The 26,324-nt window shown below is 48.2% G+C and carries 21 protein-coding genes, 2 pseudogenes and 1 other annotated feature; of the genes and pseudogenes, 22 read left to right on the forward strand and 1 reads right to left on the reverse strand.

Translation table 11 applies throughout. From position 1 onward, the window contains the following. Positions 1 to 68 precede the first annotated feature (68 nt). The 14 genes and pseudogenes from BLW49_RS14465 to leuS all read left to right on the forward strand — a co-directional run bounded on the left by BLW49_RS14465 (position 69) and on the right by leuS (position 15,741). Positions 69 to 596 (forward strand): YqeG family HAD IIIA-type phosphatase, encoded by a 528-nt coding sequence (locus BLW49_RS14465; RefSeq protein WP_047911204.1) that lies wholly within the window; start codon positions 69 to 71, stop codon positions 594 to 596. After that, on the forward strand, positions 593 to 1,714 hold the full coding sequence (gene yqeH, locus BLW49_RS14470; protein ID WP_090725324.1) for a ribosome biogenesis GTPase YqeH: 1,122 nt from the start codon (positions 593 to 595) through the stop codon (positions 1,712 to 1,714). Before BLW49_RS14465 ends, yqeH begins: the two co-directional genes overlap by 4 nt. A gap of 58 nt (positions 1,715 to 1,772) precedes the next feature. Continuing rightward, positions 1,773 to 2,642: a shikimate dehydrogenase gene (aroE, locus tag BLW49_RS14475; RefSeq protein ID WP_090725326.1), complete on the forward strand. Its 870-nt coding sequence runs from the start codon at positions 1,773 to 1,775 to the stop codon at positions 2,640 to 2,642. Positions 2,643 to 2,681: 39 nt separating this feature from the next. After that, positions 2,682 to 2,975 (forward strand): ribosome assembly RNA-binding protein YhbY, encoded by a 294-nt coding sequence (yhbY, locus tag BLW49_RS14480; RefSeq protein WP_047910772.1) that lies wholly within the window; start codon positions 2,682 to 2,684, stop codon positions 2,973 to 2,975. 44 nt (positions 2,976 to 3,019) lie between these two features. Further along, positions 3,020 to 3,613 (forward strand): nicotinate-nucleotide adenylyltransferase, encoded by a 594-nt coding sequence (locus tag BLW49_RS14485; RefSeq protein ID WP_090725327.1) that lies wholly within the window; start codon positions 3,020 to 3,022, stop codon positions 3,611 to 3,613. After that, the gene (yqeK, locus tag BLW49_RS14490) at positions 3,594 to 4,196 is read left to right on the forward strand and encodes a bis(5'-nucleosyl)-tetraphosphatase (symmetrical) YqeK (protein ID WP_090725329.1); all 603 of its coding nucleotides are present in this window, start codon (positions 3,594 to 3,596) and stop codon (positions 4,194 to 4,196) included. Before BLW49_RS14485 ends, yqeK begins: the two co-directional genes overlap by 20 nt. 3 nt (positions 4,197 to 4,199) lie before the next feature. After that, positions 4,200 to 4,547 (forward strand): ribosome silencing factor, encoded by a 348-nt coding sequence (gene rsfS / locus BLW49_RS14495; protein WP_090725330.1) that lies wholly within the window; start codon positions 4,200 to 4,202, stop codon positions 4,545 to 4,547. Beyond that, positions 4,544 to 5,440 carry a CvfB family protein gene (locus tag BLW49_RS14500; protein ID WP_076313323.1) on the forward strand — a complete coding sequence of 299 codons (897 nt, stop codon included), beginning with the start codon at positions 4,544 to 4,546 and terminating at the stop codon, positions 5,438 to 5,440. The genes rsfS and BLW49_RS14500 overlap by 4 nt, the downstream gene beginning before the upstream one ends. Before the next feature lie 480 nt (positions 5,441 to 5,920). Beyond that, complete coding sequence (locus BLW49_RS14505) at positions 5,921 to 6,697, forward strand: class I SAM-dependent DNA methyltransferase (protein WP_090725331.1); 777 nt, start codon at positions 5,921 to 5,923, stop codon at positions 6,695 to 6,697. A 103-nt stretch (positions 6,698 to 6,800) separates the two neighbouring features. After that, positions 6,801 to 8,556 (forward strand): annotated as a pseudogene (locus BLW49_RS14510) (LytS/YhcK type 5TM receptor domain-containing protein). A 19-nt stretch (positions 8,557 to 8,575) separates the two neighbouring features. Beyond that, positions 8,576 to 9,319 carry a LytR/AlgR family response regulator transcription factor gene (locus BLW49_RS14515; RefSeq protein WP_090725333.1) on the forward strand — a complete coding sequence of 248 codons (744 nt, stop codon included), beginning with the start codon at positions 8,576 to 8,578 and terminating at the stop codon, positions 9,317 to 9,319. Positions 9,320 to 9,485: 166 nt separating this feature from the next. Then, positions 9,486 to 10,937 (forward strand): carbon starvation CstA family protein, encoded by a 1,452-nt coding sequence (locus BLW49_RS14520; RefSeq protein ID WP_090725335.1) that lies wholly within the window; start codon positions 9,486 to 9,488, stop codon positions 10,935 to 10,937. 206 nt (positions 10,938 to 11,143) lie between these two features. Beyond that, on the forward strand, positions 11,144 to 12,838 hold the full coding sequence (locus tag BLW49_RS14525; protein ID WP_090725336.1) for a M3 family oligoendopeptidase: 1,695 nt from the start codon (positions 11,144 to 11,146) through the stop codon (positions 12,836 to 12,838). 103 nt (positions 12,839 to 12,941) lie between these two features. Further along, positions 12,942 to 13,185, forward strand: a binding site (T-box leader). 117 nt (positions 13,186 to 13,302) lie between these two features. Next, positions 13,303 to 15,741 carry a leucine--tRNA ligase gene (gene leuS / locus BLW49_RS14530; protein ID WP_090725338.1) on the forward strand — a complete coding sequence of 813 codons (2,439 nt, stop codon included), beginning with the start codon at positions 13,303 to 13,305 and terminating at the stop codon, positions 15,739 to 15,741. Here the strand turns inward: leuS and comER are convergent. Continuing rightward, positions 15,722 to 16,585: pseudogene (gene comER / locus BLW49_RS14535) on the reverse strand (late competence protein ComER); the annotation flags it as partial. The gene leuS and the pseudogene comER overlap by 20 nt on opposite strands. A gap of 116 nt (positions 16,586 to 16,701) precedes the next feature. Between comER and BLW49_RS29215 the strand changes: the two are divergent. The 8 genes from BLW49_RS29215 (at position 16,702) to BLW49_RS14575 (ending at position 26,323) form a co-directional block, all read left to right on the forward strand. Further along, the gene (locus tag BLW49_RS29215; protein WP_256209761.1) at positions 16,702 to 17,358 is read left to right on the forward strand and encodes a ComEA family DNA-binding protein; all 657 of its coding nucleotides are present in this window, start codon (positions 16,702 to 16,704) and stop codon (positions 17,356 to 17,358) included. 160 nt (positions 17,359 to 17,518) lie between these two features. Beyond that, complete coding sequence (locus tag BLW49_RS14545) at positions 17,519 to 18,037, forward strand: deoxycytidylate deaminase (protein WP_047910783.1); 519 nt, start codon at positions 17,519 to 17,521, stop codon at positions 18,035 to 18,037. A gap of 114 nt (positions 18,038 to 18,151) precedes the next feature. After that, complete coding sequence (locus tag BLW49_RS14550; RefSeq protein ID WP_177178747.1) at positions 18,152 to 21,142, forward strand: ComEC/Rec2 family competence protein; 2,991 nt, start codon at positions 18,152 to 18,154, stop codon at positions 21,140 to 21,142. Positions 21,143 to 21,285: 143 nt separating this feature from the next. Next, positions 21,286 to 21,933 (forward strand): GntR family transcriptional regulator, encoded by a 648-nt coding sequence (locus BLW49_RS14555; protein ID WP_090725341.1) that lies wholly within the window; start codon positions 21,286 to 21,288, stop codon positions 21,931 to 21,933. Between the two features lie 137 nt (positions 21,934 to 22,070). Beyond that, on the forward strand, positions 22,071 to 23,060 hold the full coding sequence (locus BLW49_RS14560; RefSeq protein WP_090725343.1) for a metallophosphoesterase family protein: 990 nt from the start codon (positions 22,071 to 22,073) through the stop codon (positions 23,058 to 23,060). Positions 23,061 to 23,104: 44 nt separating this feature from the next. Next, entirely contained in the window at positions 23,105 to 24,439 is a 1,335-nt protein-coding gene (locus BLW49_RS14565; RefSeq protein WP_090725344.1) for an ABC transporter substrate-binding protein, read from the forward strand. An 80-nt stretch (positions 24,440 to 24,519) separates the two neighbouring features. Beyond that, the gene (locus tag BLW49_RS14570; protein ID WP_090725346.1) at positions 24,520 to 25,491 is read left to right on the forward strand and encodes a carbohydrate ABC transporter permease; all 972 of its coding nucleotides are present in this window, start codon (positions 24,520 to 24,522) and stop codon (positions 25,489 to 25,491) included. Between the two features lie 10 nt (positions 25,492 to 25,501). After that, on the forward strand, positions 25,502 to 26,323 hold the full coding sequence (locus tag BLW49_RS14575; RefSeq protein WP_090725348.1) for a carbohydrate ABC transporter permease: 822 nt from the start codon (positions 25,502 to 25,504) through the stop codon (positions 26,321 to 26,323). Position 26,324: the final 1 nt, after the last annotated feature.

Below are 26,324 nucleotides of genomic sequence, written 5' to 3' on the forward strand. Positions count from 1 at the left end.
CGTTTGCCTTTTTACTAACCGTAAAGATTATGTTATAGTTTGTCGTATGAAAAAACGAGGTGAACAAGTTGTTTGAAATGTTGATGCCCAAGCTAAGGGTTGACACGGTATTTGATATTGATTTGGCTGCGCTCTATGAGCAGGGCTACAGAGGGATTATAACGGATCTTGACAACACACTTGTAGGAGCAAAGGCTCCTGAAGCAACGCCTGAGCTGATCGCTTGGTTTGAGAAGGTCAGAGATGCCGGGTTTAAGCTGGTCATCGTTTCGAATAACAAGCTGACCCGTGTATCCACTTTTGCAACACCCCATAAGATTGAATACGTTCACGAGGCCAGAAAGCCTTCCAATATACCTTTTCGCAAAGCAATGAAAATGATGAATTTGGCTGAGGATCAAACGGTCGTTGTCGGTGACCAAATGCTGACGGACGTGTTCGGCGGAAATCGTCTGGGACTGTATACTGTCCTCGTGCTTCCGATCGCAATAGCGGATGAAGGATGGATGACGAAATTTAATAGACGGGTTGAGCGGATTGCACTGTCTCGCCTGCGCAGGAAAGGCTTATGGCTTGAGGAGGAAAAGAAAAAATGAATCATACGCATGACGGCCAAGGGAGATGCAGTGGATGTGGAATCACACTGCAGACAGAACACCCTGAATTGCCGGGATATACTCCGATAAAAGCGCTGGATCGTGATCCTGTAATCTGCCAGCGTTGTTTTCGTATAAAAAATTACAGTGAAGCTTCTTCTGTGACCGTGGATCAGGATGAATTCTTGAAGCTTCTCAGCAAGATCGGCGATAAGGATGCGCTCGTCATTCATATTGTGGATTTGTTCGACTTCGAAGGAAGCTTGATCTCGGCATTACAGCGATTTGTAGGGAATAATCCGGTGCTTCTCGCGGTGAACAAAACGGATCTGCTGCCAAAAGTGACCAATTGGAACAAGGTACGTAACTGGGTGCAGCAGCAAGCCAAGGCTCAAGGGCTTCGTACCGTGGATGTGGTACTCTGCAGCGCGAAACAGAATCAAGGGTTTGATTACTTGCTGGAAGCAGTGAATCTGCATCGTGGAGATCGGGATGTATATGTTGTGGGTGCAACGAATGTAGGGAAATCCACACTGATCAATCGACTGATTCGTGATTACAGTGATCTGGAGCAGGAGCTTACGACATCCAGATACCCTGGTACAACCCTTGATATGGTGCACATTCCACTCGATGATGGAGCTTCCATTATTGATACACCGGGAATCGTCTATCCATGGCGCTACAGTGAGCTTGTATCTCGTAGAGACCTGCAGGCGATCATGCCGGACAAACCGCTTAAACCGAGTGTATACCAATTGAACAGCGGCCAGTCCCTGTTTATTGGAGGACTTGCAAGGTTTGATTTTATTGAAGGAGAGCATCAATCCTTCACTCTGTACACGAATAATACACTTAAGATTCATCGGACGAAGCTTGAAAAAGCGGACGAGCTGTTTGAGAATCATGCAGGTGAATTGTTATCACCTCCAACACGTGAAGGTCTTGAGGAATTGCCGGAGTGGACGAGACATGACATCCGTATTTCCAAAGGCAGCCGCAGTGATGTGTTCATCTCTGGTCTCGGCTGGATTAAAGTGAATGGGCAGACGGGTGCACTTGTCGCCGTTCATGCGCCTCGCGGAGTTCGTGTAATGATTCGGCCATCCTTGATCTAATCGAGCTGCAGCCTGGAGCTGTGTGCCTTAAGAGTTTCATGGGAGGAAGGAATAAACTATGAACTTGACGACAGAGCTTGCCCGCCCCGTCAGCGGGTATTATCTTCTCGGTGTAATCGGAAACCCCATTGCTCATAGCAAATCTCCTGCGATGCATAACGCTGCATTACAGGAAGCTGGGGTGCAGGGGGCCTATGTTCCTTTGCATGTGGAGCCTGAGCATCTTCAGGCAGCTGTAATGGGAATGAAGGCGATGAATTTCCGCGGATTCAATGTGACGATTCCGCATAAAGTGGATATCCTATCCTATATGGACGAACTGGATGAGAGTGCCCGGTTCATCGGTGCTGTAAACACAGTGGTGATCGAGCAGGGGCGGCTCATCGGGTATAATACGGACGGTGTCGGCTATGTGCGTTCCTTGAAGGAGGAAGCAGTTTCTACGATTGAAGGCAAGCATGTGGTTGTCATTGGGGCTGGCGGAGCCGCACGCGGAATCGTTTATGCTCTTCTATTGGAACGGCCTCAGTCTTTGACCATTCTCAATCGCACCGCGGAGAAGGCGGAAGAATTGGCCAAGGATTTTAAGGTGCTCGGCAATGTAAATGGGTATAGTATAGATAGCGCGGAACCGGTATTGGCACAGGCCGATATCGTAATTAATACAACATCAGTAGGCATGCATCCTCATACGGATCAAACGCCGGTCAGCATCCAGCATATACCTGAAGGGATCGTCGTCAGTGATCTCATCTATAACCCGCTGGAAACCAAACTGCTGACAGACAGCAAGCACAAAAATTGCATTACTCACGGTGGTCTCGGCATGTTTGTATATCAAGGTGCTATTGCGTTTGAGCACTGGCTGCACGTTCAGGCACCTGTAGAAGCGATGCGCAGGGCAGTTCTCGCCAGCTTTACCTCGTGAGTTGATGATAACGAAATGAAAGTTTAAGGAGCAAATATAATGACGTTAACTGGAAAACAAAAAAGATATCTTCGTTCACAGGCCCACCACTTGGACCCTGTTTTTCAAATCGGCAAAGGCGGTACCAATGAGCATCTGTTCCGTCATATTGAAGAAGCGATTGAGAAGCGCGAGCTGATGAAGATCTCCATTCTTAATAACAATCTGGACGACAAGCACGAAATTGCGGAAGAGCTGGCAGAGCGTACGGGCAGCGAAATAGTGCAGATTATCGGCAACACGATTACACTGTACAAAGAATCGCGTGATAACAAGCAAATCGTACTTCCGTAACGAATACGAAGGTAGCGAGTATTGTGTAAAAAGGAGCTCACTGCATGAAAGTTGGAATTATGGGCGGAACATTTGATCCGATTCATATGGGACATTTGATGGCAGCGGAGGCGGTTAAGGATGCGTATAAGCTGGATGAAATCTGGTTTATGCCATCTCATATTCCGCCGCATAAGCATGCCGCGGGTGCTACCGGAGAGCAGAGACTTGAGATGACGAATCTCGCGACTGAAGAGTACGAGGATTATCGAGTGCTTGATGTCGAAATCATACGAGGCGGCGTATCCTATACCGTAGATACCATGGAGATCATCCGAAGACAGCATCCTGACATCGATCTGTATTTTATTATTGGAGCGGATATGGTCAATTATTTGTCACGATGGGAACGAATCGAAGATCTAACGAAGCTGGTCACATTCATTGGAGTAGGCCGCCCGGGCTTTGAGCTGCATCTCGATGATTTGCCTGATTTCTTACAGGAGCATGTGCTTCATGCCGACATGCCGCAGGTCGAAATCTCATCAACAGGGATTAGACGCAGGCTGGCGAAGGGAAGATCGGTTCGGTTTATGGTACCCCAAGCGGTGCTTGATTATATTACAAGGAGCGGATTGTATGCAGCTGAGCCGAGATGATCTGATCAAGGCCGTATCTGAGCAAATGCCGCCGCAGCGCTGGAAACATACACAAGGCGTCATGGAAACAGCCGTAATATTGGCAGAACGCTTTGGTGCTGATCCCCGCAAAGCCGATCTGGCTGCCATTTTGCATGATGTTGCAAAGTACTGGCCGGTTAATGAAATGGAGAAGGTTATTCGGGAGAATGGACTGAATCAGGACCTGTTACTGCACGACAAACAGCTGTGGCACTCTGAGGTTGGAGCATTTGTGGCTGAACGGGACTATGGGGTGACGGATTCAGAGGTGCTGAATGCGATTAAATGGCATACCTCCGGAAGAGTCAACATGTCTCTTCTGGATAAGGTGGTTTGCCTCGCGGATTATATAGAGCCGGGGCGTGATTTTCCCGGGGTGAATAATATTCGCGAATTGGCGGAGCATAGCCTTGAGGAGGCACTTCTCGCTGGCTTTGACGGCACCATAACACATCTGATTACATTAAAGAAAGTGATTTACCCTTTAACTTTATTTACACGTAATGATCTTATTGCTCAATTAAAAGTATCACAAAATTTTACGAATCCAATTGGAGGTTGATCCATGACAGTATCATCTAATGAATTGCTACAAATGGCGATGGATGCGGCAGACGATAAGAAAGCAATGAACATTGTTGCTCTGGACCTGAGAGGTATTTCTTTGGTGGCTGATTACTTTGTCATTTGTCACGGTAACTCAGATACACAGGTTCAGGCGATCGCGACAGAAGTTCGTAAACGTGCGCAAGAGAAGAACGTAAAAATCAACGGAATCGAAGGCATGGACTCCGCCCGCTGGGTTTTGATGGACCTTGGGGACGTCGTTGTTCATGTATTCCATCGCGATGAACGCGAGTATTATAATATTGAAAGACTTTGGTCCGATGCCAAAGTGGTGAATACGGTATGAGTTTAATTGCAGGCACGGTCGTTACCCTCCCGGTCGCTCGGGAAGTGTCGCCGTATGGATATTTTTTGACAACGGGCAGTGAGGATGTACTGCTGCATTATACAGAGCTGACACGCGAGATTAAGGTAGATGAGCAGCTGGAAGTGTTTATTTTTTACGATACAGAGGATCGCCTGGCGGCTACGATGAAGAAGCCTTTTCTAACCCTAGGTGAGATGGCAAAGCTGGTTGTAGCAGACGTTCATCCAAGACTAGGCTGTTTTCTCGAAATGGGGCTGGGCCGGCAATTGCTGCTGCCTATCCGCGAATTGCCGGAAATGAAAGAACTTCATCCTCAGGTTGGCGATGAGGTTTTTGTTATTATGGAGCATGACAAGCAGGGCCGGCTTCGGGCCAAATTGGCCGGAGAGCGCGAGCTTGCACCACTAGCCTTTCATGCCCCGACGAGCTGGATGAATGAGTGGGTTGAAGCCACGGTGTACAAGCCGCTGCAGATGGGTACCTTTGTCCTGGTGCATGGCGGTGTGCTTGGCTTCGGCGCAATCGGAATGATTCATTCTTCCGAGCGAAGCCGTCTCTTGAGACTGGGTGAAACGGTGAAAGCACGGGTTACGCTGGTGCGAGAGGATGGCCGGGTGAACCTGGGAATGGCTCCGCGTAAAGAGATTGGAATGAACGAGGATTCAGATCGCATTTTATCCTTCCTGAAGGACCGTCCTAACGGAGCTATGCCATACTCTGATCAGACTCCACCTGATATTATCAAGTCCAAGTTCGGCATCAGTAAGTCAGCGTTTAAGCGCGCACTTGGTAAGCTGATGAAGGAAGGACATGTAACGCAGAAAGAGAACTGGACTTACCTTGCAGGTCACGAGGATAAGCCAGCTGAATAAACAGTGTTCCTGCCTGAGTAGCATTGATAGGTTTGTCTGTTCAGCTTCATGCACTTGATCTTGCATGATTCGAGTGAAGCGAAGCTTTCACACTAAATCATGTACGGGTGTTTATGGGTGCTCCTGCCTCTAAACATAGAAGCAGGAGCACCCACCCTTTTTGCCCCGTCTTGGGTGCAAAAAGGTTTTTTAATAAGCGAGTCTGTTCTGAGACGATGCGGAATGGAGGTTTTTTTGTGAAGTCTGTTGAAAAATGAGTTCACGTGGTAGTGAGGTTTTTGGATGAAGAACGACTTTTGACGAAGTCAACCGGAGAGATTCAGCCAAAAAGCGAACGCAGCGCGAGCCTCTTCATTTTTCATCATATATCTTTACTTCTTCAATGAATAAACCTTCACCTTTTCACATCAGGACCCAGTCAAACCCGCTTATTAACTTCAGCTTTTTACACTAAGTTTTCATATGAAAGTGGTGTCAAACATGTCCTATCGGAAATTTGCCTATGTATACGACGAACTTATGGAAGATATGCCATATCCGGATTGGCTGCGGTTTGCTAGAACAGCTTGGGAGAAGCATGGCATACCAAAAAGCATTGTCGAGCTCGGCTGCGGTACCGGTTCGATTACGATTCCGCTTGTGAAATCGGGCTTTGAAGTGACAGGCATCGATCTATCTGCAGACATGCTGTCTGTTGCCCGCCAGAAGCTGGATGAGTCACCGCAAGGGAACCGCTTTTTCCGAGAAGGCACCATTCGCTGGGTTCAGCAGGATATGCGGGATTGGGAGCTGCCTGAGCAGGCAGATACGGTCATTTCTTTTTGTGACAGTATTAATTATTTGCTCAAAGAAGAGGATATCGTAAGGACATTCCAGAGAACCTATGCCGGTCTTAAGCCGGGCGGAATATTCCTGTTTGATGTACACCATCCGAATACGTTTGTTCGTTATGATGAGGAGCAGCCCTTTGTGCTTGATGAAAAATCGATTTCTTACATATGGACCTGTGACTTCCATCGTCCCACGTATGAGATTGAGCACCATCTCAGCATTTTTACACGAGCCGAAGAGAGTGGACGGGATATGTACCGTCGATTCGAGGAGATTCATAATCAAAGGGCGTATGATCCGGTGTGGATGCAGCTGGAGCTGCACAAGGCAGGCTTCTCTGATGTGCAGATTTATGCTGATTTTGAATGGAAGCCTGCAGGGGAAGACGCTTCGCGGTTATTTTTCGTTGCGGTTAAGCCTCTATGATAAATTTGGAGTACTAGATGATTGAGCGAGGGTTCCTTCTACAGGAGTCCTCGTATTTTTTTCTTAAGCTGGCTGGATGTGATGAGGAAACGGAGGGAAAGCCTTGTTTGAACTGCTGATTACAATGACGGAGCGTATTGGTATCATCGTAACGATTGCTTTTATCGTATCCCGGCTGCGTTTTTTTCGGACCATGCTGAGCCTGGACAAGCTGACTTCCGTTCAACAAGTGCAAGCGGTACTGGTGTTTGGTGTACTGGGTATCATCGGAACCTATACCGGACTTACAGTACATCCTGATTCATTGGCGCTCAACAAATGGATGCTTGAGGTATCTCAGGAGGAAGCCATCGCTAATTCCAGAGTCGTTGGCATCGTAATGGCTGGTCTCTTTGGTGGATGGAAGATTGGGCTAGGTGCCGGTTTGGTTGCCGGGCTGCACCGTTTTACATTGGGAGGCTTTACTGGTCTTGCGTGCGGGCTTGCCACGATATTGGCTGGAATTCTGGCAGGGGTATTTCGTAAGACAGGCGGACAGATCCGGTTCTCGAAAGCACTCATCCTCGGAGCGGTCGCTGAATCCCTGCAAATGCTAATTATTTTGCTGCTGGCAAGACCTTTTGAGCAGGCACTCAGCCTAGTGGGGTATATCGGTCTTCCGATGATCGTTGCGAATGGAATCGGGTGTGCGCTCTTTTTACTTATTATCCACTCTGTCGTTAACGAGGAGCAGAAGGCAGCTGCTCAGCAGGCACTAGACTTCACTTCGTATTGCCCGTCAGACGCTCGGATATATGCGGCAGGGGATGAAGCTCAAATCAGCTGAAGCGGTATGCCGAATTCTGTTCAGTGAGGTTAAGGCCAGTGCTATTGCAATGACAGATCAGCAGGTTATTCTGGCTCATATTGGAATCGGGGACGATCATCATGTGGCAGGACGGCCGTTGCAGACGGAGGTGACTCGGCACGTGATTGAGCAGGGAGAAATGCTCATTGTAGACAACGAGGAGATTCATTGTCAGCAGCAGGGCTGCCCACTCGGTGCAGCGGTCATAGGCCCGTTAAAACAGGGAGGCCAGACTGTAGGGACCCTGAAATTTTATTTTCGCAGCAAAAAGGAAATAACGCATGTAACAACGGAGCTCATGTCTGGACTCACCATGCTGCTAAGCTATCAGCTAGAAGCTGCCCAGCTGGCTGAAGCCAAAGAGCTCGCACGGGAGGCTGAGATTAAGACACTGCAGGCACAGATTCATCCTCATTTCCTGTTCAACACGATGAACACGATTTTGTCATTAACGAGAATAGACGTGGACAAGGCTCGCAAGCTGCTTCGTAGCTTATCGGATTATATCCGCAAGAATCTGACAGCAGCCACGGCGGAACAATCGACGCTACTAGAAGAACTTCAGCATCTGCGCTCCTAGCTAAATATCGAAGAAATAAGATTTGAGGATAAGCTTACAGTTCATTATGATGTCAAGGAGTCCGCCCTGCAGGCCATAGTTCCGCCACTTACTTTGCAGCCGCTAGTGGAAAATTGTATCCGGCACGGCTTCCGCAACAGGACAGCGCAGTGTGTTATCCACATCGAAATCACAGATGATCCGGTTACTGGTGTATCGGTGCTGATCAGAGATAATGGAGAAGGAATTATGGAGGAACGGCTTAGTCAGCTCGGCACACAGAGGATAGAATCCTCAACAGGTACCGGGCTTGCAGTGTATAACGTATCTCGTCGATTGACTCTGATGTATGGAATAGGAGCTTCGCTAGAGATTAAGAGCAGTGAGCATATAGGCACGGAAGTGAAGTTCCTCATTCCACCAGCATCTGCAAGCGGGAGATCAGACCAATGAAAGGCAGGGATCATACCTAATGACAGAGAGAATCAGAACTTTAATTGTGGACGATGAACGATATAGCCGGGAAGAGCTTGGGTATCTATTGGCGCAATATTCATCCGTTGAGCTGGTAGGAGAAGCAGAGTCGGGGGAGCAGGCGGTCATGAAGGCAATTCAACTGCAGCCTGATGTGGTATTTCTAGATGTTGAGATGCCGATTATGAACGGACTGCAGGCCGCGGAAGCCATGATGAAGATGAAAAGCCCGCCAAAGATGGTGTTCGCAACGGCTTATCCTCAGTTCGGAGTGGATGCGTTTCAAGTCGAAGCGCTCGATTATCTGCTCAAGCCAATTGACGAAGAACGCATGGCTGAGACCGTCAGGAGAATGGAGAGAGCAATCCTAAGTCCACATCAGGAGCCGTCATCTCCTGCGCAAATGAAATCTAGTGGGAAGCTGTCTATAGAGGAAGAAGGAGAGATTCACTTCATTGACCCGGATGACATCATTTATCTATCCCGTGAAGAGCCTTATACGAAAATTGTCACTGTTCATCAAGTGCATCAAGTTAAAACGCCGCTGAAGCACCTGGAGGCAAAGCTCAGACTCTACCCGTTCTTTCGTATTCACAAGAGCTATATGGTTCACATGAAATATGTGAAAAGGCTGGTTCCATGGTTTAATGGGGCATATCAGCTTGAACTGAAAGGAAGCAGTGAGCTGCTGGCCGTAAGCCGCAATTATGCAAAATCGTTCCGAGAAGCAATGGAATTATAACAAAGCCGGGCACTTCTTTCATTGCATTTCATCACATATCTGATACACTTCACAGCAGATTTAATGCGTCTTGTCTCAAGATAACGACATGATAATCGTAAATTGCCCCTTAGCTTAATCATTTATTTATAATGAATGTAAGCGATTTCATGAGGAGGCGGTCATTTTGATTACATTTATCATATCCATCTTGCTGTTGGTACTCGGTTACTTCACGTATGGAAAATATATCGAAAAAATGTTCGGGGTTAAAGATTCACGTTCGACCCCTGCCTATGTAAATCAGGACGGTGTAGACTATCTGCCGATGAGTACAAGCAAGAACTCCTTGATTCAGCTGCTCAATATTGCCGGTGTCGGCCCGATTTTTGGCCCGATTATGGGAGCGTTATATGGACCTGTCGCTTTTTTATGGATCGTATTCGGCTGTATTTTTGCCGGAGCGGTACATGACTATTTGATCGGTATGATCTCCATTCGCAACCGCGGAGCCCACCTGCCTGAGCTTGCGGGTAAGTTCCTTGGAAAAGTAATGAAGCATGTTGTAAACGCATTCGCTATTTTGCTGCTCATCTTGGTGGGAACGGTGTTCGTCACTTCTCCAGCGAGCCTGATTCATAACCTGATAGAAGGACGAATCGGCATGGGACTTATACTCATCGCTATTTTCGTTTACTACATTTTGGCTACATTGCTGCCGATTGATAAGATTATCGGTCGTTTCTATCCAATCTTTGGTGCACTGCTCTTGATATCTTCAGTGGGTGTCGGAGCTATGCTGATCTTTAAGCAAGCCCCAATTCCTGAACTGACGCTGACGAACCTCCATCCGGATAATCTGCCGATCTTCCCGCTGTTATTCCTGACGATTACATGTGGTGCCTTGTCAGGCTTTCATGCGACGCAGACACCGATTATCTCACGGACGACACAGCGTGAAGGGCAAGGACGCAAAATCTTCTACGGTATGATGATCGCAGAGGGGATTATTGCCATGGTATGGGCTGCAGCAGCGATGAGCCTGTTTCAAGGTCCGGTTGGCTTAAATGAGCTGCTTGCAGAAGGAGGCACCGGGTTAGTTGTAAGTGAGGTAGCGAAGGTGACCCTTGGTGCATATGTGGGTACGCTTGCCGTGCTTGGCGTTATTGTCCTGCCGATTACTTCAGGCGATACAGCGTTCCGAAGTGCGCGAATGATCATTGCAGACTACATCAAGCTGCCGCAGCTTGATATTAAGAGACGGCTGATCATTGCTGTTCCGCTCTTCGTTATTTCGATCGTACTGACTCAGATTGACTTTAACATCCTGTGGAGATATTTCTCTTGGGCGAATCAGGCAACGGGTGTCATTGCCTTGTTTGTCGGAGCGATGTATCTGTATGTCGCACGGAAGAACTTCTGGGTAGCCCTCATTCCGGGAGCTCTAATGCTGTACACAACCATGGTTTATATCCTGAATGCAGAGATTGGCTTCCGTATGAGCATGGATGCTTCGTATATCGGAGGAGGAGTCATTAGTGTTGTATTGGTTGTTGTCTTTTTCAGAGCTGCACAAAAAGCACGCGCCAATGAGCTTCCTCTGGACGTCGATGTATCGGATTACAACCGGGCAGCCTGAGCTTGAATGAACAGGTAGATTATATGTTCTAATAAGAGCACCGCTGCAGTGCGGATCATCTTGAGATGACGGGCTGCGGAGGTGCTTTTTATTATATTCCACACTTTTTTAACCACATATCAATTAACTTCATTTACTCTATAGAACTGGACAACTAATTGGGATATAATGGGTAGGGAAATCAAGAGAGGGCAGGTGTAACGTCGATGAAATTTAGTGAATATCGTTATGAAAGACCGGATGTAGCTCAGTTCGAACAAGAGTTTGGCAGTCTGCTTACCGTATTTCGCGAAGCAAAGAATGCGGACGATCAAGCCCAAGCGATGAATGAGCTCAACAAGCTCAGAGGAGCCGTAGCCACACAGCTGACACTTGTGTCCATTCGTCATTCCGTGGATACCAACGATGAGTTCTACAAGGCTGAGAAGGATTTTTCCGATGAGACGACACCGCTGTTTCAGAAATACATAACAGAGTACTATGAAGCTCTAGTCCAATCTGAATTTCGTCCAGAGCTCGAAGCCCGTTTCGGGAAGCAGCTGTTCCAACTCGCCGAGCTCGAGATCAAGACGTTCAGCCCTGACATCATTAGTGATCTGCAGCTTGAGAATAAGCTGTCAACGGAATACTCCAAGCTGATTGCATCTGCCAAGATTGAGTTTGAAGGTGAGGAGCGCACACTGTCCCAGCTGATCCCGTTTGGCGAATCGACAGATCGTTCCATGCGGAAACGGGCGGAGGAAGCACGTACCGCCTTTATGAGCGAGCATGAGGAAACGCTGGACCGCATCTATGATGATCTGGTTAAGGTAAGAACAAGCATGGCGATCAAGCTGGGCTTTAACAATTTTGTAGAGATGGGCTATGCCCGCATGAGCCGTATTGGCTATAACGCCGAAATGGTTGAGAAGTTCCGCGCTCAGGTGCTGGAGCATATCGTACCGGTAGCCTCCAAGCTCAAGGAACGTCAGCGTAAACGGATCGGCGTAGACGAGCTCTACTACTATGACGAGAATGTAGTCTTCCCTACTGGGAATGCAACGCCTAAGGGGGACCCGGAATGGATTGTCCGGAACGGGAAGAAGATGTACGATGAGCTGTCACCGGAGATGAGTGAGTTCTTCAACTTTATGCTCGATAATGAGCTGATGGATCTGGTCAGTAAAAAAGGAAAGCGCAGCGGTGGATACTGCACGTTCATCTCAGACTACAAAGCACCGTTTATCTTCTCGAACTTTAACGGAACATCCGGAGATATTGACGTACTGACCCACGAGGCAGGCCATGCTTTTCAGGTGTATCAGAGTCGTGACCTTGGCGTTCCTGAGTATATGTTCCCGACACTTGAAGCTGCCGAGATTCATTCCATGAGCATGGAGTTCTTCACTTGGCCGTGGATGGATCTATTCTTCGAGCATGAAGTGGATAAATACCGATTCGAGCATCTCGCAAGCGGCCTTACCTTTATTCCTTACGGAGTATCGGTAGATGAATTCCAGCATTTTGTCTATGCGAATCCAGAAGCGACTCCAGCAGAACGGAAGCAGGCATGGCGTGAGATCGAACGGAAGTATCTGCCGCATCGCAATTACGAGAATAACAGTTATCTGGAGCAAGGCGGCTTCTGGCATAAGCAGGGCCACATTTTCAGCTCTCCGTTTTACTATATTGATTACACCCTTGCTCAAATCTGCGCGTTCCAGTTCTGGAAGCGTTCGAGAGAGGATTATGCTGCGGCATGGGCCGATTATTTGAATCTCTGTCGTCAGGGAGGAAGCAAATCCTTTACGGAGCTGGTGGCCATCGCGGGCCTGATCTCCCCATTTGAAGAAGGCTGTGTCACTTCGGTGATCGGCACGATTGAAGAATGGCTCGACAGCGTGGATGATACGGCACTGTAAGACGGACATTATACTGACCACAAGGCGAGATTGAAATCAAGCTGTAAAACGCAATATTTGACTTTATCCTTGTCAATCTTGTATAATGATCCCGATTATTATTGAATTTTCGATGAAGAGGAATAGTAATAGCGCCTGTGTATTTCAGAGAGCCAGCGGTTGGTGCAAGCTGGTTGCCGGAGCACTATGAACTCGCCTTGGAGATATGAGGTTAGGCTAATTGTTCAGCATTTGGTAAGCCTCATCGGTTCACCGCCGTTACAGGGTGCTTAAGGGAGTGGACGACGAAGCACGTTTGTCCGCTAACTAGGGTGGTACCACGGGAATTACAACCTCTCGTCCCTAGCGATGACACGCTATGGGATGCGGAGGTTTTTTTGATTATAGAATTCATTTAGTTACGCTAGCTGAACCATTCTGTAATCGCGTGGAGAAGTTGGTTATGATGACGAGGAGGATGCACATTGAGTCAGAAAGAACAGCCGAAGCACGGCTATAATCCCCAGGTAATTGAGCCGAAATGGCAGCAATACTGGGATCAGAACAAGACATTTAAGACAGAGGAAAATCCGGACAAACCGAAATTTTACGCCCTGGATATGTTCCCTTATCCTTCAGGTGCAGGACTGCACGTAGGACATCCAGAGGGCTATACGGCAACTGATATCGTGTCCCGATACAAGAGAATGCGCGGCTACAACGTGCTTCACCCGATGGGCTGGGATGCCTTTGGACTTCCTGCTGAGCAGCATGCTATTGATACGGGACAGCATCCACGGGATATTACCGTGAAGAATGTCAATAACTTCCGCCGTCAGATCAAATCACTCGGCTTCTCTTATGACTGGGATCGTGAGATCAGTACGACAGATCCTGATTACTACAAATGGACACAGTGGATCTTCATCCAGTTGTATAAGCGCGGTCTGGCCTATGTATCCGAAGTGCCGGTAAACTGGTGTGAAGAGCTTGGAACAGTGCTTGCTAACGAAGAAGTCATCGACGGTAAGAGTGAGCGCGGCGGATTCCCGGTTGTGCGCAAGCCAATGCGTCAATGGGTGCTGAAGATTACGGAATATGCCGATCGTTTGCTTGATGACCTGGACGAACTGGATTGGGCAGAGAGCATCAAGGATATGCAGCGGAACTGGATCGGAAGATCCAAAGGTGCGGAGGTGACCTTCCCTCTCGAAGGTCATGATGCAGGGGTTACGGTATTTACTACCCGCCCAGACACCTTATTCGGTGCAAGCTATGCGGTACTTGCTCCAGAGCATGAACTGGTAGCAGACATCACAACAGCTGAACAGCGTGAGGCCGTTGAAGCATACGTCGAGAAGGCTTCGCGGAAGAGTGATCTCGAACGTACCGATCTTGCGAAGGAGAAGACAGGTGTATTCACAGGGGCTTATGTTATCAATCCTGTAAACGGGGCTAAACTGCCTGTATGGATTGCAGATTATGTACTGGCTGGTTATGGTACAGGTGCAATTATGGCCGTTCCGGGTCATGACAGCCGTGACTGGGAATTCGCCAAGGAGTTTGGACTTGATATTATTGAGGTGGTATCCGGCGGAGATGTAACACAAGAAGCATACACAGGCGACGGAGCTCACGTGAATTCCGGCTTCCTGGATGGTCTGCATAACGAAGAAGCGATTGCAGCTGCGATCTCATGGCTTGAAGAGAACGGCAAAGGTCAAGGTAAAGTTACCTACCGCCTGCGGGACTGGCTGTTCAGCCGTCAGCGCTATTGGGGAGAGCCGATTCCGATTCTGCATTTGGAAGACGGAACGATGAAGACTGTGCCTGAGGATCAGCTGCCGCTGCTATTGCCTGAAGTAGAGCAAATCAAGCCTTCCGGTACAGGAGAATCTCCCCTTGCTAATGTAACGGAGTGGATTAATACCGTAGATCCGGAGACGGGCATGAAGGCTCGCCGTGAGACGAATACGATGCCGCAATGGGCGGGAAGCTGCTGGTATTACCTGCGCTTCATCGATCCTCACAATGACAAGGAGCTTGTCTCGAAGGAGAAGCAGCGGGAATGGCTGCCGGTAGACCTTTATATCGGGGGAGCAGAGCATGCCGTGCTTCATCTGCTGTATGCCCGCTTCTGGCACAAAGTGCTGTATGATCTGGGAGTTGTCGAGACGAAGGAACCGTTCCACAAGCTGGTGAACCAGGGCATGATTCTTGGAACCAATAACGAGAAGATGAGTAAATCCCGCGGTAACGTCATTAATCCAGATGATATCGTTGATAACTTTGGTGCGGATACACTGCGTATTTATGAGATGTTTATGGGACCGCTTGAAGCGACCAAGCCTTGGAACGAAAATGGCGTTGAAGGCGCACACCGCTTCCTGGCTCGCGTATGGCGCCTGTTTATCAATGAGGATGGCACTCTGAACGAGAAGATCAGCGATCAAGGCACCGAGGAATTCAAGCGTACATGGCATAAGACGATTAAGAAAGTAACGGACGATCTGGAGCACCTGCGCTTCAACACGGCGATCAGTCAGCTGATGATCTTCATTAATGAAGCATACAAGGCAGAGCGTCTTCCGCGCGAAGCAATGGAGAACTTTGTTCAGCTCTTGTCACCACTCGCTCCGCACATTGCAGAAGAGCTGTGGTCCCGCCTTGGTCATGAAGAGAGCGTGACTTATGTTGCTTGGCCGGACTACGATGAATCACTCACGGTAGATAAGGAAGTTGAGATTGTAATTCAGATCAATGGTAAGATTGTACAGCGTGCACACGTTGCAGCTGACCTCGATGCCAAAGGTCTTGAAGCCCATAGTTTAGAGCTGCCTGCCATTAAAGAAGCACTTTCTGGCAAAACAATCCGTAAAGTGATTGCGGTACCAGGCAAGCTTGTTAATATTGTTGCCGGTTAATTTCACCCGCTCCGAATTCGGCATCCAGCTGTTCCAGGTCCTCCTCGTATTTTGCATGCGTCACCTGGATCAATTGGTCGAATACGCCAGCTAGGTTGGAATCCAATAAATTCAGTGCCTTGGCGGTAATACCGCCAGGGACGGCAACACGTTTTTGGAGCTGTGACGGTGTCATGGCTCCTTCTGTTAACAGCTTACCCGTTCCAAGGAGCATTTCACTGGCCAGGCAAGTGGCTTCCTCATGATCAATTCCGGTATGCTGCACAGCTGCCTGGATCCATTGCTCCAGAAAAAAAGCGATGAATGCGGGTCCGCAGCTGGTAAGATCAGAGCTGATTCGGGTAAAAGTTTCTTCTACCTGAACCGGTCTGCTGATATAGGAGAACAGCTGCTCGACCCGTTTTTTATCTTCATCCTTCATTCGATTTCCATGAATACATAGAGATGCCCCGCTTCCTCTTAAATGAGTGATGCTAGGGATGATTTTCGTAATTTTACAAGGCAGCACAGACTCCAAATGCCGGATTTGAACCGGGCTTGTAATCGAAATAAGAATATGCTCCGGTTTGATAAAGGGCTTGATGTCCTGAGCAACTTCTTTGAATTCATGCGGCTTTACGCATAAGAAGATAAAGTTTGCCTTCATGACGGTTTCCTGATTCGTTTCAGCAGCTTTCAAACCCGGATAGATGGATGAAAGCTTAAGAACTTTGGCATGTGTCCGATTACTTGCCACGATTTGTCTAGCGTCAAGTGCTCCGGAAGCAAGGAAGGCGTTAATGAGTAAACTTCCCATGCTGCCGGTTCCGATAAATCCAACCTTCAACATCTTGAGGTTCCCCCTTTCTTGCTTTACGGTACTTACGCAGGCTTACGTTCTTCTTAGTGTATGCACCAGGTCTTGGACTACATGACGACAAATTTTACATCAATGTCACAATAGTTTAGGAGGTTTATGAGGTGAAGAGAGGAACCATAGCCGTAGCCCTGGCAGTACTGTCTGCAAGCGCGCTCATATTGTTTGGAGGATCTGGAGATTCCGGAACGGAGGAATGGACCGAAATCAGTGACAGAGTTGCTCTATCTGTAAAAGAAGGGGACGAAGCTGCTGAGGCTGGAGCTGAGTCAGCTGAGGTCAAGGAGACGAAGGCTGATGAGAGTACGGAGACAGAAGCTTCATTGGGTATTGGTGAGCAAACTGTAGATGGGCAGTCTGTAAGTGAAAGTAATCCTTCTGCCAAGGCACACGTAACTTCAAGCGAGGTGGAAGAGGCAGTCAGTGATAAGGCAGTGGATCCCTTACCAGAGAAGACGGAGGCTGACCGTGTTGCAGGGGAGGATCTAAGCTCTTCACAACCGGTGCAAAATACAGAGCCGGCCGCTGACACTATAGCGTCAGCAGGGGCAAGTTCTGCTGCTGAAGGCAAGGTAGCTGTTAACACAGCTGCGCTGGCAGAGCTGATGGAGCTTCCTGGTATAGGTGAGAAAAAAGCACAGGCGATCATCGATTATCGTGCTGAGCATGGTCCTTTTCAGAAACCGAGTGATTTGACGAATGTGAAAGGAATCGGCATGAAGATGCTGGAGAAAATGTCTCCCTACCTATATATTAATTAGTAGAATCAATTTCATAATACCTTTGGCTGCTTTAATCAAGAGTATATATAGATCAAAATGGTTTTACTTGTCTATATATAGTTTCAAATTCACCTTTTTTATGATTTATGAAATTGATTCAGTAACAGCGTAATCAATGTCTAAGGAGTAGTGAGGAACGATGTGTGCAGACATAAGAAAAGACTGGGATACTTACTTCATGGATATCGCTTATATGGTATCCACCCGTTCAAGATGCCCCCGCCGACATGTAGGAGCCGTACTCGTACAGGGAAAGAAGCTGTTAGGTACAGCTTATAACGGTGCACCCATGGGTGTGCCGGATTGTTCAGAGGCAGGATGTATGATCTCCGAGGAGTATGAACTTACGAACCAGGATGGCAAGGAGGTCATGGTGAAGAAGCAGCGCTGTGTCCGAACTATTCACGCCGAGCAGAATTTACTGCTCTTCACAGACCGAGCCGATCGGGAAGGCTCCTCAGTATATGTAACCGATGAGCCCTGCTGGACTTGTGCAAATATGCTGGCCAACAGCGGGATTACAGAAATTGTATTTCATAGACCTTATCCGAAGGATACGAGCAAGGTCCGCCAGATGATGGAGCATAAAGGGATTACATTCCGTTCGCTCAGCGGATATGAGCCACCAAGAGAAACACTGATGACCGTATCAGATTAATGGCTCGAAAGTGAGCCTTAACAATTATAATGAAGAGGAAGAACCTCAAATGCAGCCAGGGGAATGTGGCTTGTATTCGGGGTTCTTTTTTTGTGCTGCAGGAAGGAGGGTCCATTGAAGGGGAGACCGCTGGCCTTATTTTGTGCTTGCTGGATTGTAGGAAGCAGTGCAGCTCATCTATATGATGGGTTAAGACTATATGCCATTGTACTTGGTGTTATCCTGTTTCTCGGTATATTGTTCTACTTCACAGAAATTAGAGGAATGCTGCTTACAGTTTTAATGACGAGCATCGTGCTGTCCTGTACTTATTATGAATGGAATGATCTGAAGAACGTAACTGAGCTTCCCGCCTACATGGAACAGCCTGAGGGTGAGGTACCTGGAATGACGGTTGAGCTTCGAGGTACAATTGCATCCAAAGTCGAGGTGGATGGAGACAGAGTGCAGTTTGTGCTGCTTGCGCATAAGGCAAGAGAGATTGGAGCTCTAGATCCGAATTTGCAAAGCTCTGCCGAGACGGGCACAGATGAGGAAGCAGAAGTAATAACGGATGGGGAAGGAGCATATGGAGGAACGAATAAAGGATCAGTTAGCCAAGAAAATGATGTGCCCACAGAAGCTGCGCCTATGCTAAATGAGAAAATTCAGGTGCAGATCAGGCTGCTTGAAGAACAGGAGCAAACCATCGCAGACACATGGCAGCGAGGAGATACACTCACAATGACCGGCACGCTGGAAGCTCCAGGAGAGGCTCGTAATTATGGCAGCTTCGATTACAGAAAGTATCTGCATACGCACCAAATTCACTGGCTTGTGAAAGCAAAAGGAATCGACAGTATCGAGCATGCCCTGCTGGATACCCTCTATGATCGACATGTCATATTACGATGGAGCGATGCAGCGCGAGAAGAACTTGGAGGCAGGATGGAGGCGATGTTCGAGGAGCCGCATGCCGGTTATATGAAAGGGCTTGTTATCGGGATTGGGGACGAAATAGATCCGGATACCTACAGTGAATTCTCGCAGCTTGGACTTACGCACATTCTTGCTATCTCAGGAATGCATGTCGCCATTTACGTCTCTGCACTGCTGTTTGTACTGTCCAAATGCAGACTAAGTAAGGAGACAGCACTGACGATCACCTTATTTTTAGTGCCTGTCTATGTGCTTATATCCGGTTCTTCACCTTCTGTCGTCCGGGCCGGAATCATGTCGATGATCGGATTGTATATGGCAAGAAGAGGTCTCATGAAGGATGGTCTGAACATTCTCTGTCTGACCGCTCTTATTATGCTGCTGGTGGAGCCTTACATGCTGGTGAATGTGAGCTTTCAGCTGTCGTTTCTGGTAACAGCCGGTCTCATGATCTTCGTTCCACTGCTTACTCCGCATTTTGCCAAGTGGCCGAGGATCTTGTCCGGCACGGCGGTTGTAACCATCGCTGCACAGCTGCTGTCTTTTCCAATGACAGTCTATTATTTTAATCAATTTTCGTTATTATCGTTTGGAGCTAATTTTCTGCTCGTAGGGTTTATCAGCTTCCTTGTACTGCCGTTAGGCACTCTTGCTCTGGCTCTCGTCTACTTGTGGGAGCCCGCGACGAAGCCGATTGTATGGATTACAGAATGGCTGAATAGTCTAACCTTCGACTTTGTCGTTTGGCTGAACACCTTTGAGCGATTTGTTCTCATATGGGCAACCCCTCATTTTATGGCGGTAGCAGCTTATTACTTGGTACTATATATTATTTTCTTATTACTTAAAAAATGGAGAACCCGCAGACAGCCGTTAACGCCACGTGATGAGGATACAATTCCGCTAACGGCAGATCACATGATTCATTCAAGAGGGCAGCAGGCTGTTGGCATCATGCCAAGAAAACCAGGTGCATTCTTCCTTCGCGGCGAAACCCGGCTTCAAGGAGCGATTGATGCGCTGCAAATTTCATCCGCTTGGCCCGAGCTGGAGAGCGTGTTTGGACCACAAGGGGCAGGGTATTATGCTCGTGCTCCCTTTCATTTTTTTCACAAGGTGCTGTTGGCAGGTCTGTGTGTAATATTGAGTGCTGGGCTGTTCATTTCTTACCAAGGACCTTACCGAGCCTCCGAGGGGATTGTAGCTGTTCTTGACGTTGGGCAGGGAGACAGTATTCTCATCTCAACGCCGGCGGGCAAGCATATATTGGTGGATGGTGGAGGAACAATCCAGTTTGGAGAGCAGGAGGACTGGAAGCAGCGCCGAGATCCCTATGAGGTGGGGGAGTCACTGCTTGTACCGCTGCTGAAAAAAAGAGGGATTCAGCAGCTCGATGCGGTGATCCTAAGCCATGGCGACCATGATCATGCAGGGGGACTGCAGGCCTTACTAGAGGATATTCCCGTTTCAACATTTATGTTCAATGGACGGATGACAGATAAAGACGCCTTTCATGAGCTGCTGCAGACAGCACTAGATCAAGGAGTTCGTCTATATGAAGCATATGATGGAATGGTATACGAGCCGGACAAGGATACGAGGCTTACCTTTATGGCTCCAGAAGCTCCCCTTGAGGAGATACAGTCTGAGACAGATCACAAGAAGCCTTTGCCTGTATCAGAGGAACAGAATCATGATTCGGTTGTATTTAAGCTCGATATGGAGGGCCGCTCCTTCCTATTTACGGGAGATATTGATGCAGCGGCAGAGCTGGACATATTGGATCGGCTGCGAAGACAGAGTGAACCTGGCAGTCATGAGGATACGGCTCACAAGAGGGAAGCCGGAGAACATTCTATTGCTTCGTCAGAAGGTGATATGGAGGCAAAGGCACAAACGAAGCAGCAACCGCAACATCCGCAGCTTATGAGTCCGGTGGACGTGCTGAAAGTAGCACATCATGGGAGCAAGACCTCCACGACTGAGGAATGGCTTGCCTATTGGCAGCCGCAGCTATCTGTCATTTCTGCCGGAGTCAACAATACGTATGGGCATCCACATCCTACGGTCACAGACAGACTGGATCAATACGGCTCGGAAATTTACCGCACGGATACGATGGGAGAGGTTCAGATCCGGGTAAGAGATGGAGTGATGGAAATACGGAGTAAGCTTGGGGAAGATTGAGCCCGAGATCGTGTCACGTGTGAAGTAATCAGTCTGAATATAATCAAAAAGCTGTAATTTAATATTAGCCAAACCGTCTGCTCTTTTCAAAAATGGTCTATTTTGCTAACATAAAATAAAAAAAGCAAAGGAATTGTGAGGAAATGTCTTCCCCTACACTAGAAACAAGAGCATATCAGGAATTGCGCCGCCGAATCATATTTGCAGAGTACATGCCAGGAACCCTGCTCTCCGAGAACGACCTTGCGGAACAGCTGAGTATGAGCCGAACGCCTATTAGAGCTGCTATTTCATTATTGGTCACAGAAGGCTTTGTCGAATCTTACCGCGGACGCGGCGTGTTGGTTAAGGAAATCAGCTTCCGCGAGTATACCGAGATTCTGGAAGTCCTGATCTCTCTGCAGCTGTATGTCATCAATGCGGTGGAAAGACGTAATTTGAAATTCGATCTTCAGGAGCTGCAAAGGCATTTAGAACGGCAGCAGCAGGCTAAGGATTCGGGCGATATCCCGGGCTATTATGTGAGCTACCTGGATTTTGTGGAAACGATGATCTATACGATCCGCAATCAGCATATGCTGGGTGTTCTGGAACAAACCAAAGGGAAATTTTTATACCGAATGATTTCATATCGCAAGCAGTTTCCTCATCATCAGCCCTACAAATCTCTGGAATCGAATCAAAAGGCTTATGAAGCCCTTGTAAAAGGAGACTTAGATGCAGCAAGATCCGAAATTATGGGGATCTATACAGCCACGTACGAAACGTTAATAATGAATGGAATTATATAGTTGTCCACAGCGAGCCCATAGCAGGCTCGTTTTTTTATCGCTATTTTTTAACAATAGTGGTGCATTACGTTAACACACAACTTACATACAACCTGCATACTTATGTTGAGTCGAAATATGAGAGGAGAGAATCAACAATGATTACTCAAGTGAACAGCAAGCGTAATGAAGTGTTTGTGGATGAGAGCCGAATAGAGACAAGCAAGCGCCCTTGGTTTGGACAGCTGCCGGAAGCTCTGCCAGCCCAGTATTCTTTTGCAGTGATGGGCGACCGCTGCGGGATGATGACCCCGGGTGTATTCGAGCAAGGACTTGAGCTTCTCAAAGATCTAAATCCGGAGTTTGTCTTGTTTGTGGGTGACCTGGTCGAGGGCTACTGGAAGGATGCCGACAAGGCGCGCGAGGAATGGGAATACATAGATGCCCAGATTGAGGCAACCGGCTTACCCTTCTTCCAAACGATCGGAAATCATGATTTCGGCACACAGGCTATGGTTGATGTATGGTGTGAGCGCAAGGGGCATGAATACTATGCTTTTCGTGCAGGGGACCAGCTGTTTCTTACCTTGAATACTGAAGATCCGTTTGAAGAAATGCCGGACGAAATGATTGAGCTTATCAAGCGTTCAACGGAAAAAGTGCATGCGGATCCTGAGCATACGATGGAATATATGAAGGAATTTTACGAGGAGATCACAAAAGGACTTACGCCTGAGCAGCTGCAGAGCATGGGTAAGGTAGGCATTGGCATTAGTGCTGAGCAGCTCGCCTTTTTTGAAAAGGTATTAGAGGACAACAAGGACGTGAAGCATACCTTCGTCAGCATGCATAAGCCAGGCTGGAAAGCAGACAGCGCAGAATTTGCACGTCTTGAAGCGATACTGCAAGACCGGGAATACACGGTGTTTGCCGGACATTTTCACACACTGGAGTATACCGCTGATGCGAACCGCACGTATATTCAGCTGGGACGCACCGGAGCAGGTGCCCATGGAATCGGACGGGCTGACGACAATCTTATACTGTGGGTTACAGTGAACGAGGACCGCGTTTCATATAGAGTCATCCATTTGGATGGTGTTAGCGATGTCATGGCGTACCCGCCTCAGCTGCATCATCAGGATTAATCACGAGTTCATCTATAAACCTTAGAGGGAGTGGAGAAAGTTCCATGCTGCAGAAAAAAATGTGGACAGCGGGGCTGTTGTCGTTAACGATTCTGGCAACGGCTGCGTGCGGAAATTCAGCTTCGAGCGGAGATTCGGCGGGAGCTGCAACTGGAGCGGACAGCGCACAGGGTGCAGGGGAAAAAACGAAGATTACATTTTACAGCTACAACTTGGCAACCGCATCACAAAAGGATGGAACCCAGAAGCTGATCGACGAATTTGAAGCAGCCAACCCGGATATTGATGTAGAAGGCATTCCTGTACCTTCGCCAGACATTAATGCCAAGGTCCAGGCCGATATAGCAGCCGGTTCTTCCCCGGACGTAGCCCAGCTTACTTTTGACGGTCTTGATTATTTTGCAAACAATTTCGGAGTAAAGCCGCTTGAGGATATTGTTCCGGCGGACGAGCTTGCGGAGACATTCGAAGGATTCTCGCCCAATGGTCTGAAGCTCGGACAGCTGGACGGCAAGACCTACGGTCTTCCTTTTACATTTAGTACTCCTGTTTTATTTTATAATGCCAAATTGTTTGAAGAGGCAGGGCTTGATCCGGAGCAGCCACCGGCCACATGGGCGGAAGTGAAGGAATATGCAGCCAAAATTGCCGAAGCTACAGACGCATCCGGTGTCCACATCGGCGGATCGATCGGGAACGACTGGATTGTGCAGGCCTTGATTGGAAGCAACGGTGGAAAAGTACTCTCCGATGACCGTACCACTCTGCACTTTGATAGTCCGGAAGCGATTCGCGCCGTTGAAATGTGGCAGGACATGATTACGAGCGGCGCCGGCAGCAAGCTGAACGACAGTGAGGTCATGGAGGCATTCAGCCAGGGACAGGTCGGTATGTTACTGTTCACGAGTGCGCTGCAGAGTGCATTTCTCTCGGCGGCGGAAGCTGGAGGCTGGGAGCTCAAGGCGGCAGCTATGCCTTCCTTTGATAACAAACCGACGACACCAGTCAATTCGGGCAGTGCATTATTTATTTTGTCTGACGATGAAGCGAAGCAGCAGGCTGCCTGGAAATTCCTCAAGTTTGTGACTAGTGAGCGCGGCTATACCATTATTACTTCCGAGATCGGCTATCTGCCTCTTCGTCCGTCCATTGTTGAGGATGAGGAGTACTTAAAAGGCTGGGTGGAAGAGAATCCGCTGATCAAGCCTAATTTGGAGCAGCTGGACCGCCTTGCACCATGGGTGTCTTATCCAGGAGCGAATTGGTATCAGATCGAGACGATCCTGCTGGAGGCTGTGCAGAAATCTATCCAATCCAGTGATGACGTCACCACCATAATGAAAGAAGCGCAGACGCGGGCACAATCGCTTATGCCATAAATTCTGATGTAGAAGACAGAAGGAGTTCGCTCCTTCTGTCTTCAATAAAATCAGGGTCACTCGAAAGGAGAACCAGTATTGTGAACTATGATACGACGACTTCATCCGAACTGCCGGGTATACACACAGTGCCCCAACCACGGGACAAGCAGCGCAAGAAGCTCGCCGTCCGCTTAAGAGGAATTAAGCCTTATCTGTATCTGCTGCCGGTCCTGCTGTCCCTGGGCTTTTGGATATATAGGCCGCTCATCGAGACCTTCCAGCTCAGCTTCTATCAGTGGAATCTGCTCCCTACCTCACCAAAGGTGTATGTGGGCTGGGACAATTTCAAAAATCTGTTTACACTGCCGGAAATGGGAGCGGCGCTGACCAACACGCTCATCTATACCATTGGTGTTGTACCGTTTTCCTTGATTGTACCTTTGTTCATCGCAATTTTTACCGAAAATATCAGCAAGCGCTCGCGTAACGTATACCGAGCTCTCATCTTTCTGCCGATGATCATGGCTCCTGTTGCCGTCTCCTCCATTTGGCGCTGGATTATGCATCCAACCAATGGCATCCTGAACCGCACGCTGCAATATTTTGGACTCGAAGAACCCATTCATTTCTTTACCGATGAGCGGTGGGCTATCTATTCTATCATTTTTATTACTGGCTGGAAGCTTATCGGGTTCAGCACTCTTATCTTCTCTGCTGCCTTAACCGGCATTAACAAGGAATATTATGAAGCTGCCAGAATAGATCGTGCCAGCCGCTGGCAGATGATTCGTCATATTACGCTGCCGCTTCTATCACCCTCCATTCTGTTCATGGGCATGCTCAGCATCTTGTTTGCCTCCGAGTGGAGCTTCTCTTATGTCAATGTGCTCACCCAAGGCGGACCGCTGGATTCTACGACGAATATCTATTATTTACTGTGGCAATACGGCTTCCAGACATTTGCGGTAGGCTGGAGCTCTGCAGCCGCTGTCGTGCTCTTCATCGGTTTCGGGCTGATTGCGCTCGGATTCATGAAGCTGAGCAAGAAGCTGACGTTCTTTGACGACTAGGAGGGAAATCATGAGTCTGAAAAAATGGACCTTTACCGCTTTTTTGAAGCATGCGCTTCTCATTGCGCTCTGTTTCTTATCCGTATTTCCTTTGTACTGGATGATCAATACATCACTCAAGCCCGAAGGAGAGGTATTCTCAGCCGCGCTATGGCCGACCCATTGGACACTGGACAATTATGTACAGGCTTGGAGTTCGATTCCAATGATGCGGATGATCAGTAATTCCCTGCTGGTCGCGATCGCGCAGACGGTGGCTCAGGTGTTTACCAGCATTCTTGCTGCTTATGCGTTTACCCGATGGAGTTTCCGTGGGAGCAATCTCATTTACGGATTGATTGCACTGACCTGGCTTGTTCCGTTTCAAGTCATTATGATTCCAAACTATGTGGTCATCAGTGAGATGGGCTGGAGAGATACATTGATGGGACTGATTGTACCGAATGTCGCTTCGGCTTTTGCGGTGATGCAGCTCTACAATGCCTTCAAAGCATTTCCCAAAACGCTCATAGAAGCTGCTCGTCTCGACGGAGCATCGGATTGGTCCGTGCTATGGAGAACGATATTCCCGAATTTAAAAGCCTCTATTGCTTCGATCAGCATCCTGCTGTTTATTACCGCATGGAATGATTATTTCTGGCCGCTGCTGGTGACAAACAAAATGGAGAACTCAACGATGCAGAAGGGGCTGCAGATGTTCATGTCTTCTGATGCAAACCTGTGGGGGCCGCTGATGGCGGCAACGACGATTGCGAGCCTGCCGGTGCTTATCATATATCTGGTGCTGCAAAGACAGATTATTGATTCGTTTGTAAAAGGCGGATTGAGATAGA

The sequence above is a fragment of the Paenibacillus sp. PDC88 genome (assembly GCF_900106725.1).
GTDB classification, from domain to species: Bacteria; Bacillota; Bacilli; order Paenibacillales; family Paenibacillaceae; genus Paenibacillus; species Paenibacillus shunpengii.

Excerpts from the sequence above, each read along its gene's own strand:
- yqeK (WP_090725329.1), top strand. The coding sequence starts at position 3,594 with ATGCAGCTGAGCCGAGATGATCTGATCAAGGCCGTATCTGAGCAAATG.
- BLW49_RS14525 (WP_090725336.1), top strand. The coding sequence starts at position 11,144 with ATGAAATTTAGTGAATATCGTTATGAAAGACCGGATGTAGCTCAGTTC.
- BLW49_RS14515 (WP_090725333.1), top strand. The coding sequence starts at position 8,576 with ATGACAGAGAGAATCAGAACTTTAATTGTGGACGATGAACGATATAGC.
- BLW49_RS14485 (WP_090725327.1), top strand. The coding sequence starts at position 3,020 with ATGAAAGTTGGAATTATGGGCGGAACATTTGATCCGATTCATATGGGA.
- BLW49_RS14565 (WP_090725344.1), top strand. The coding sequence starts at position 23,105 with ATGCTGCAGAAAAAAATGTGGACAGCGGGGCTGTTGTCGTTAACGATT.
- BLW49_RS14560 (WP_090725343.1), top strand. The coding sequence starts at position 22,071 with ATGATTACTCAAGTGAACAGCAAGCGTAATGAAGTGTTTGTGGATGAG.
- BLW49_RS14575 (WP_090725348.1), top strand. The coding sequence starts at position 25,502 with ATGAGTCTGAAAAAATGGACCTTTACCGCTTTTTTGAAGCATGCGCTT.
- yhbY (WP_047910772.1), top strand. The coding sequence starts at position 2,682 with ATGACGTTAACTGGAAAACAAAAAAGATATCTTCGTTCACAGGCCCAC.
- BLW49_RS14505 (WP_090725331.1), top strand. The coding sequence starts at position 5,921 with ATGTCCTATCGGAAATTTGCCTATGTATACGACGAACTTATGGAAGAT.
- BLW49_RS14545 (WP_047910783.1), top strand. The coding sequence starts at position 17,519 with ATGTGTGCAGACATAAGAAAAGACTGGGATACTTACTTCATGGATATC.
- BLW49_RS14500 (WP_076313323.1), top strand. The coding sequence starts at position 4,544 with ATGAGTTTAATTGCAGGCACGGTCGTTACCCTCCCGGTCGCTCGGGAA.
- aroE (WP_090725326.1), top strand. The coding sequence starts at position 1,773 with ATGAACTTGACGACAGAGCTTGCCCGCCCCGTCAGCGGGTATTATCTT.
- rsfS (WP_090725330.1), top strand. The coding sequence starts at position 4,200 with ATGACAGTATCATCTAATGAATTGCTACAAATGGCGATGGATGCGGCA.
- BLW49_RS14555 (WP_090725341.1), top strand. The coding sequence starts at position 21,286 with ATGTCTTCCCCTACACTAGAAACAAGAGCATATCAGGAATTGCGCCGC.
- yqeH (WP_090725324.1), top strand. The coding sequence starts at position 593 with ATGAATCATACGCATGACGGCCAAGGGAGATGCAGTGGATGTGGAATC.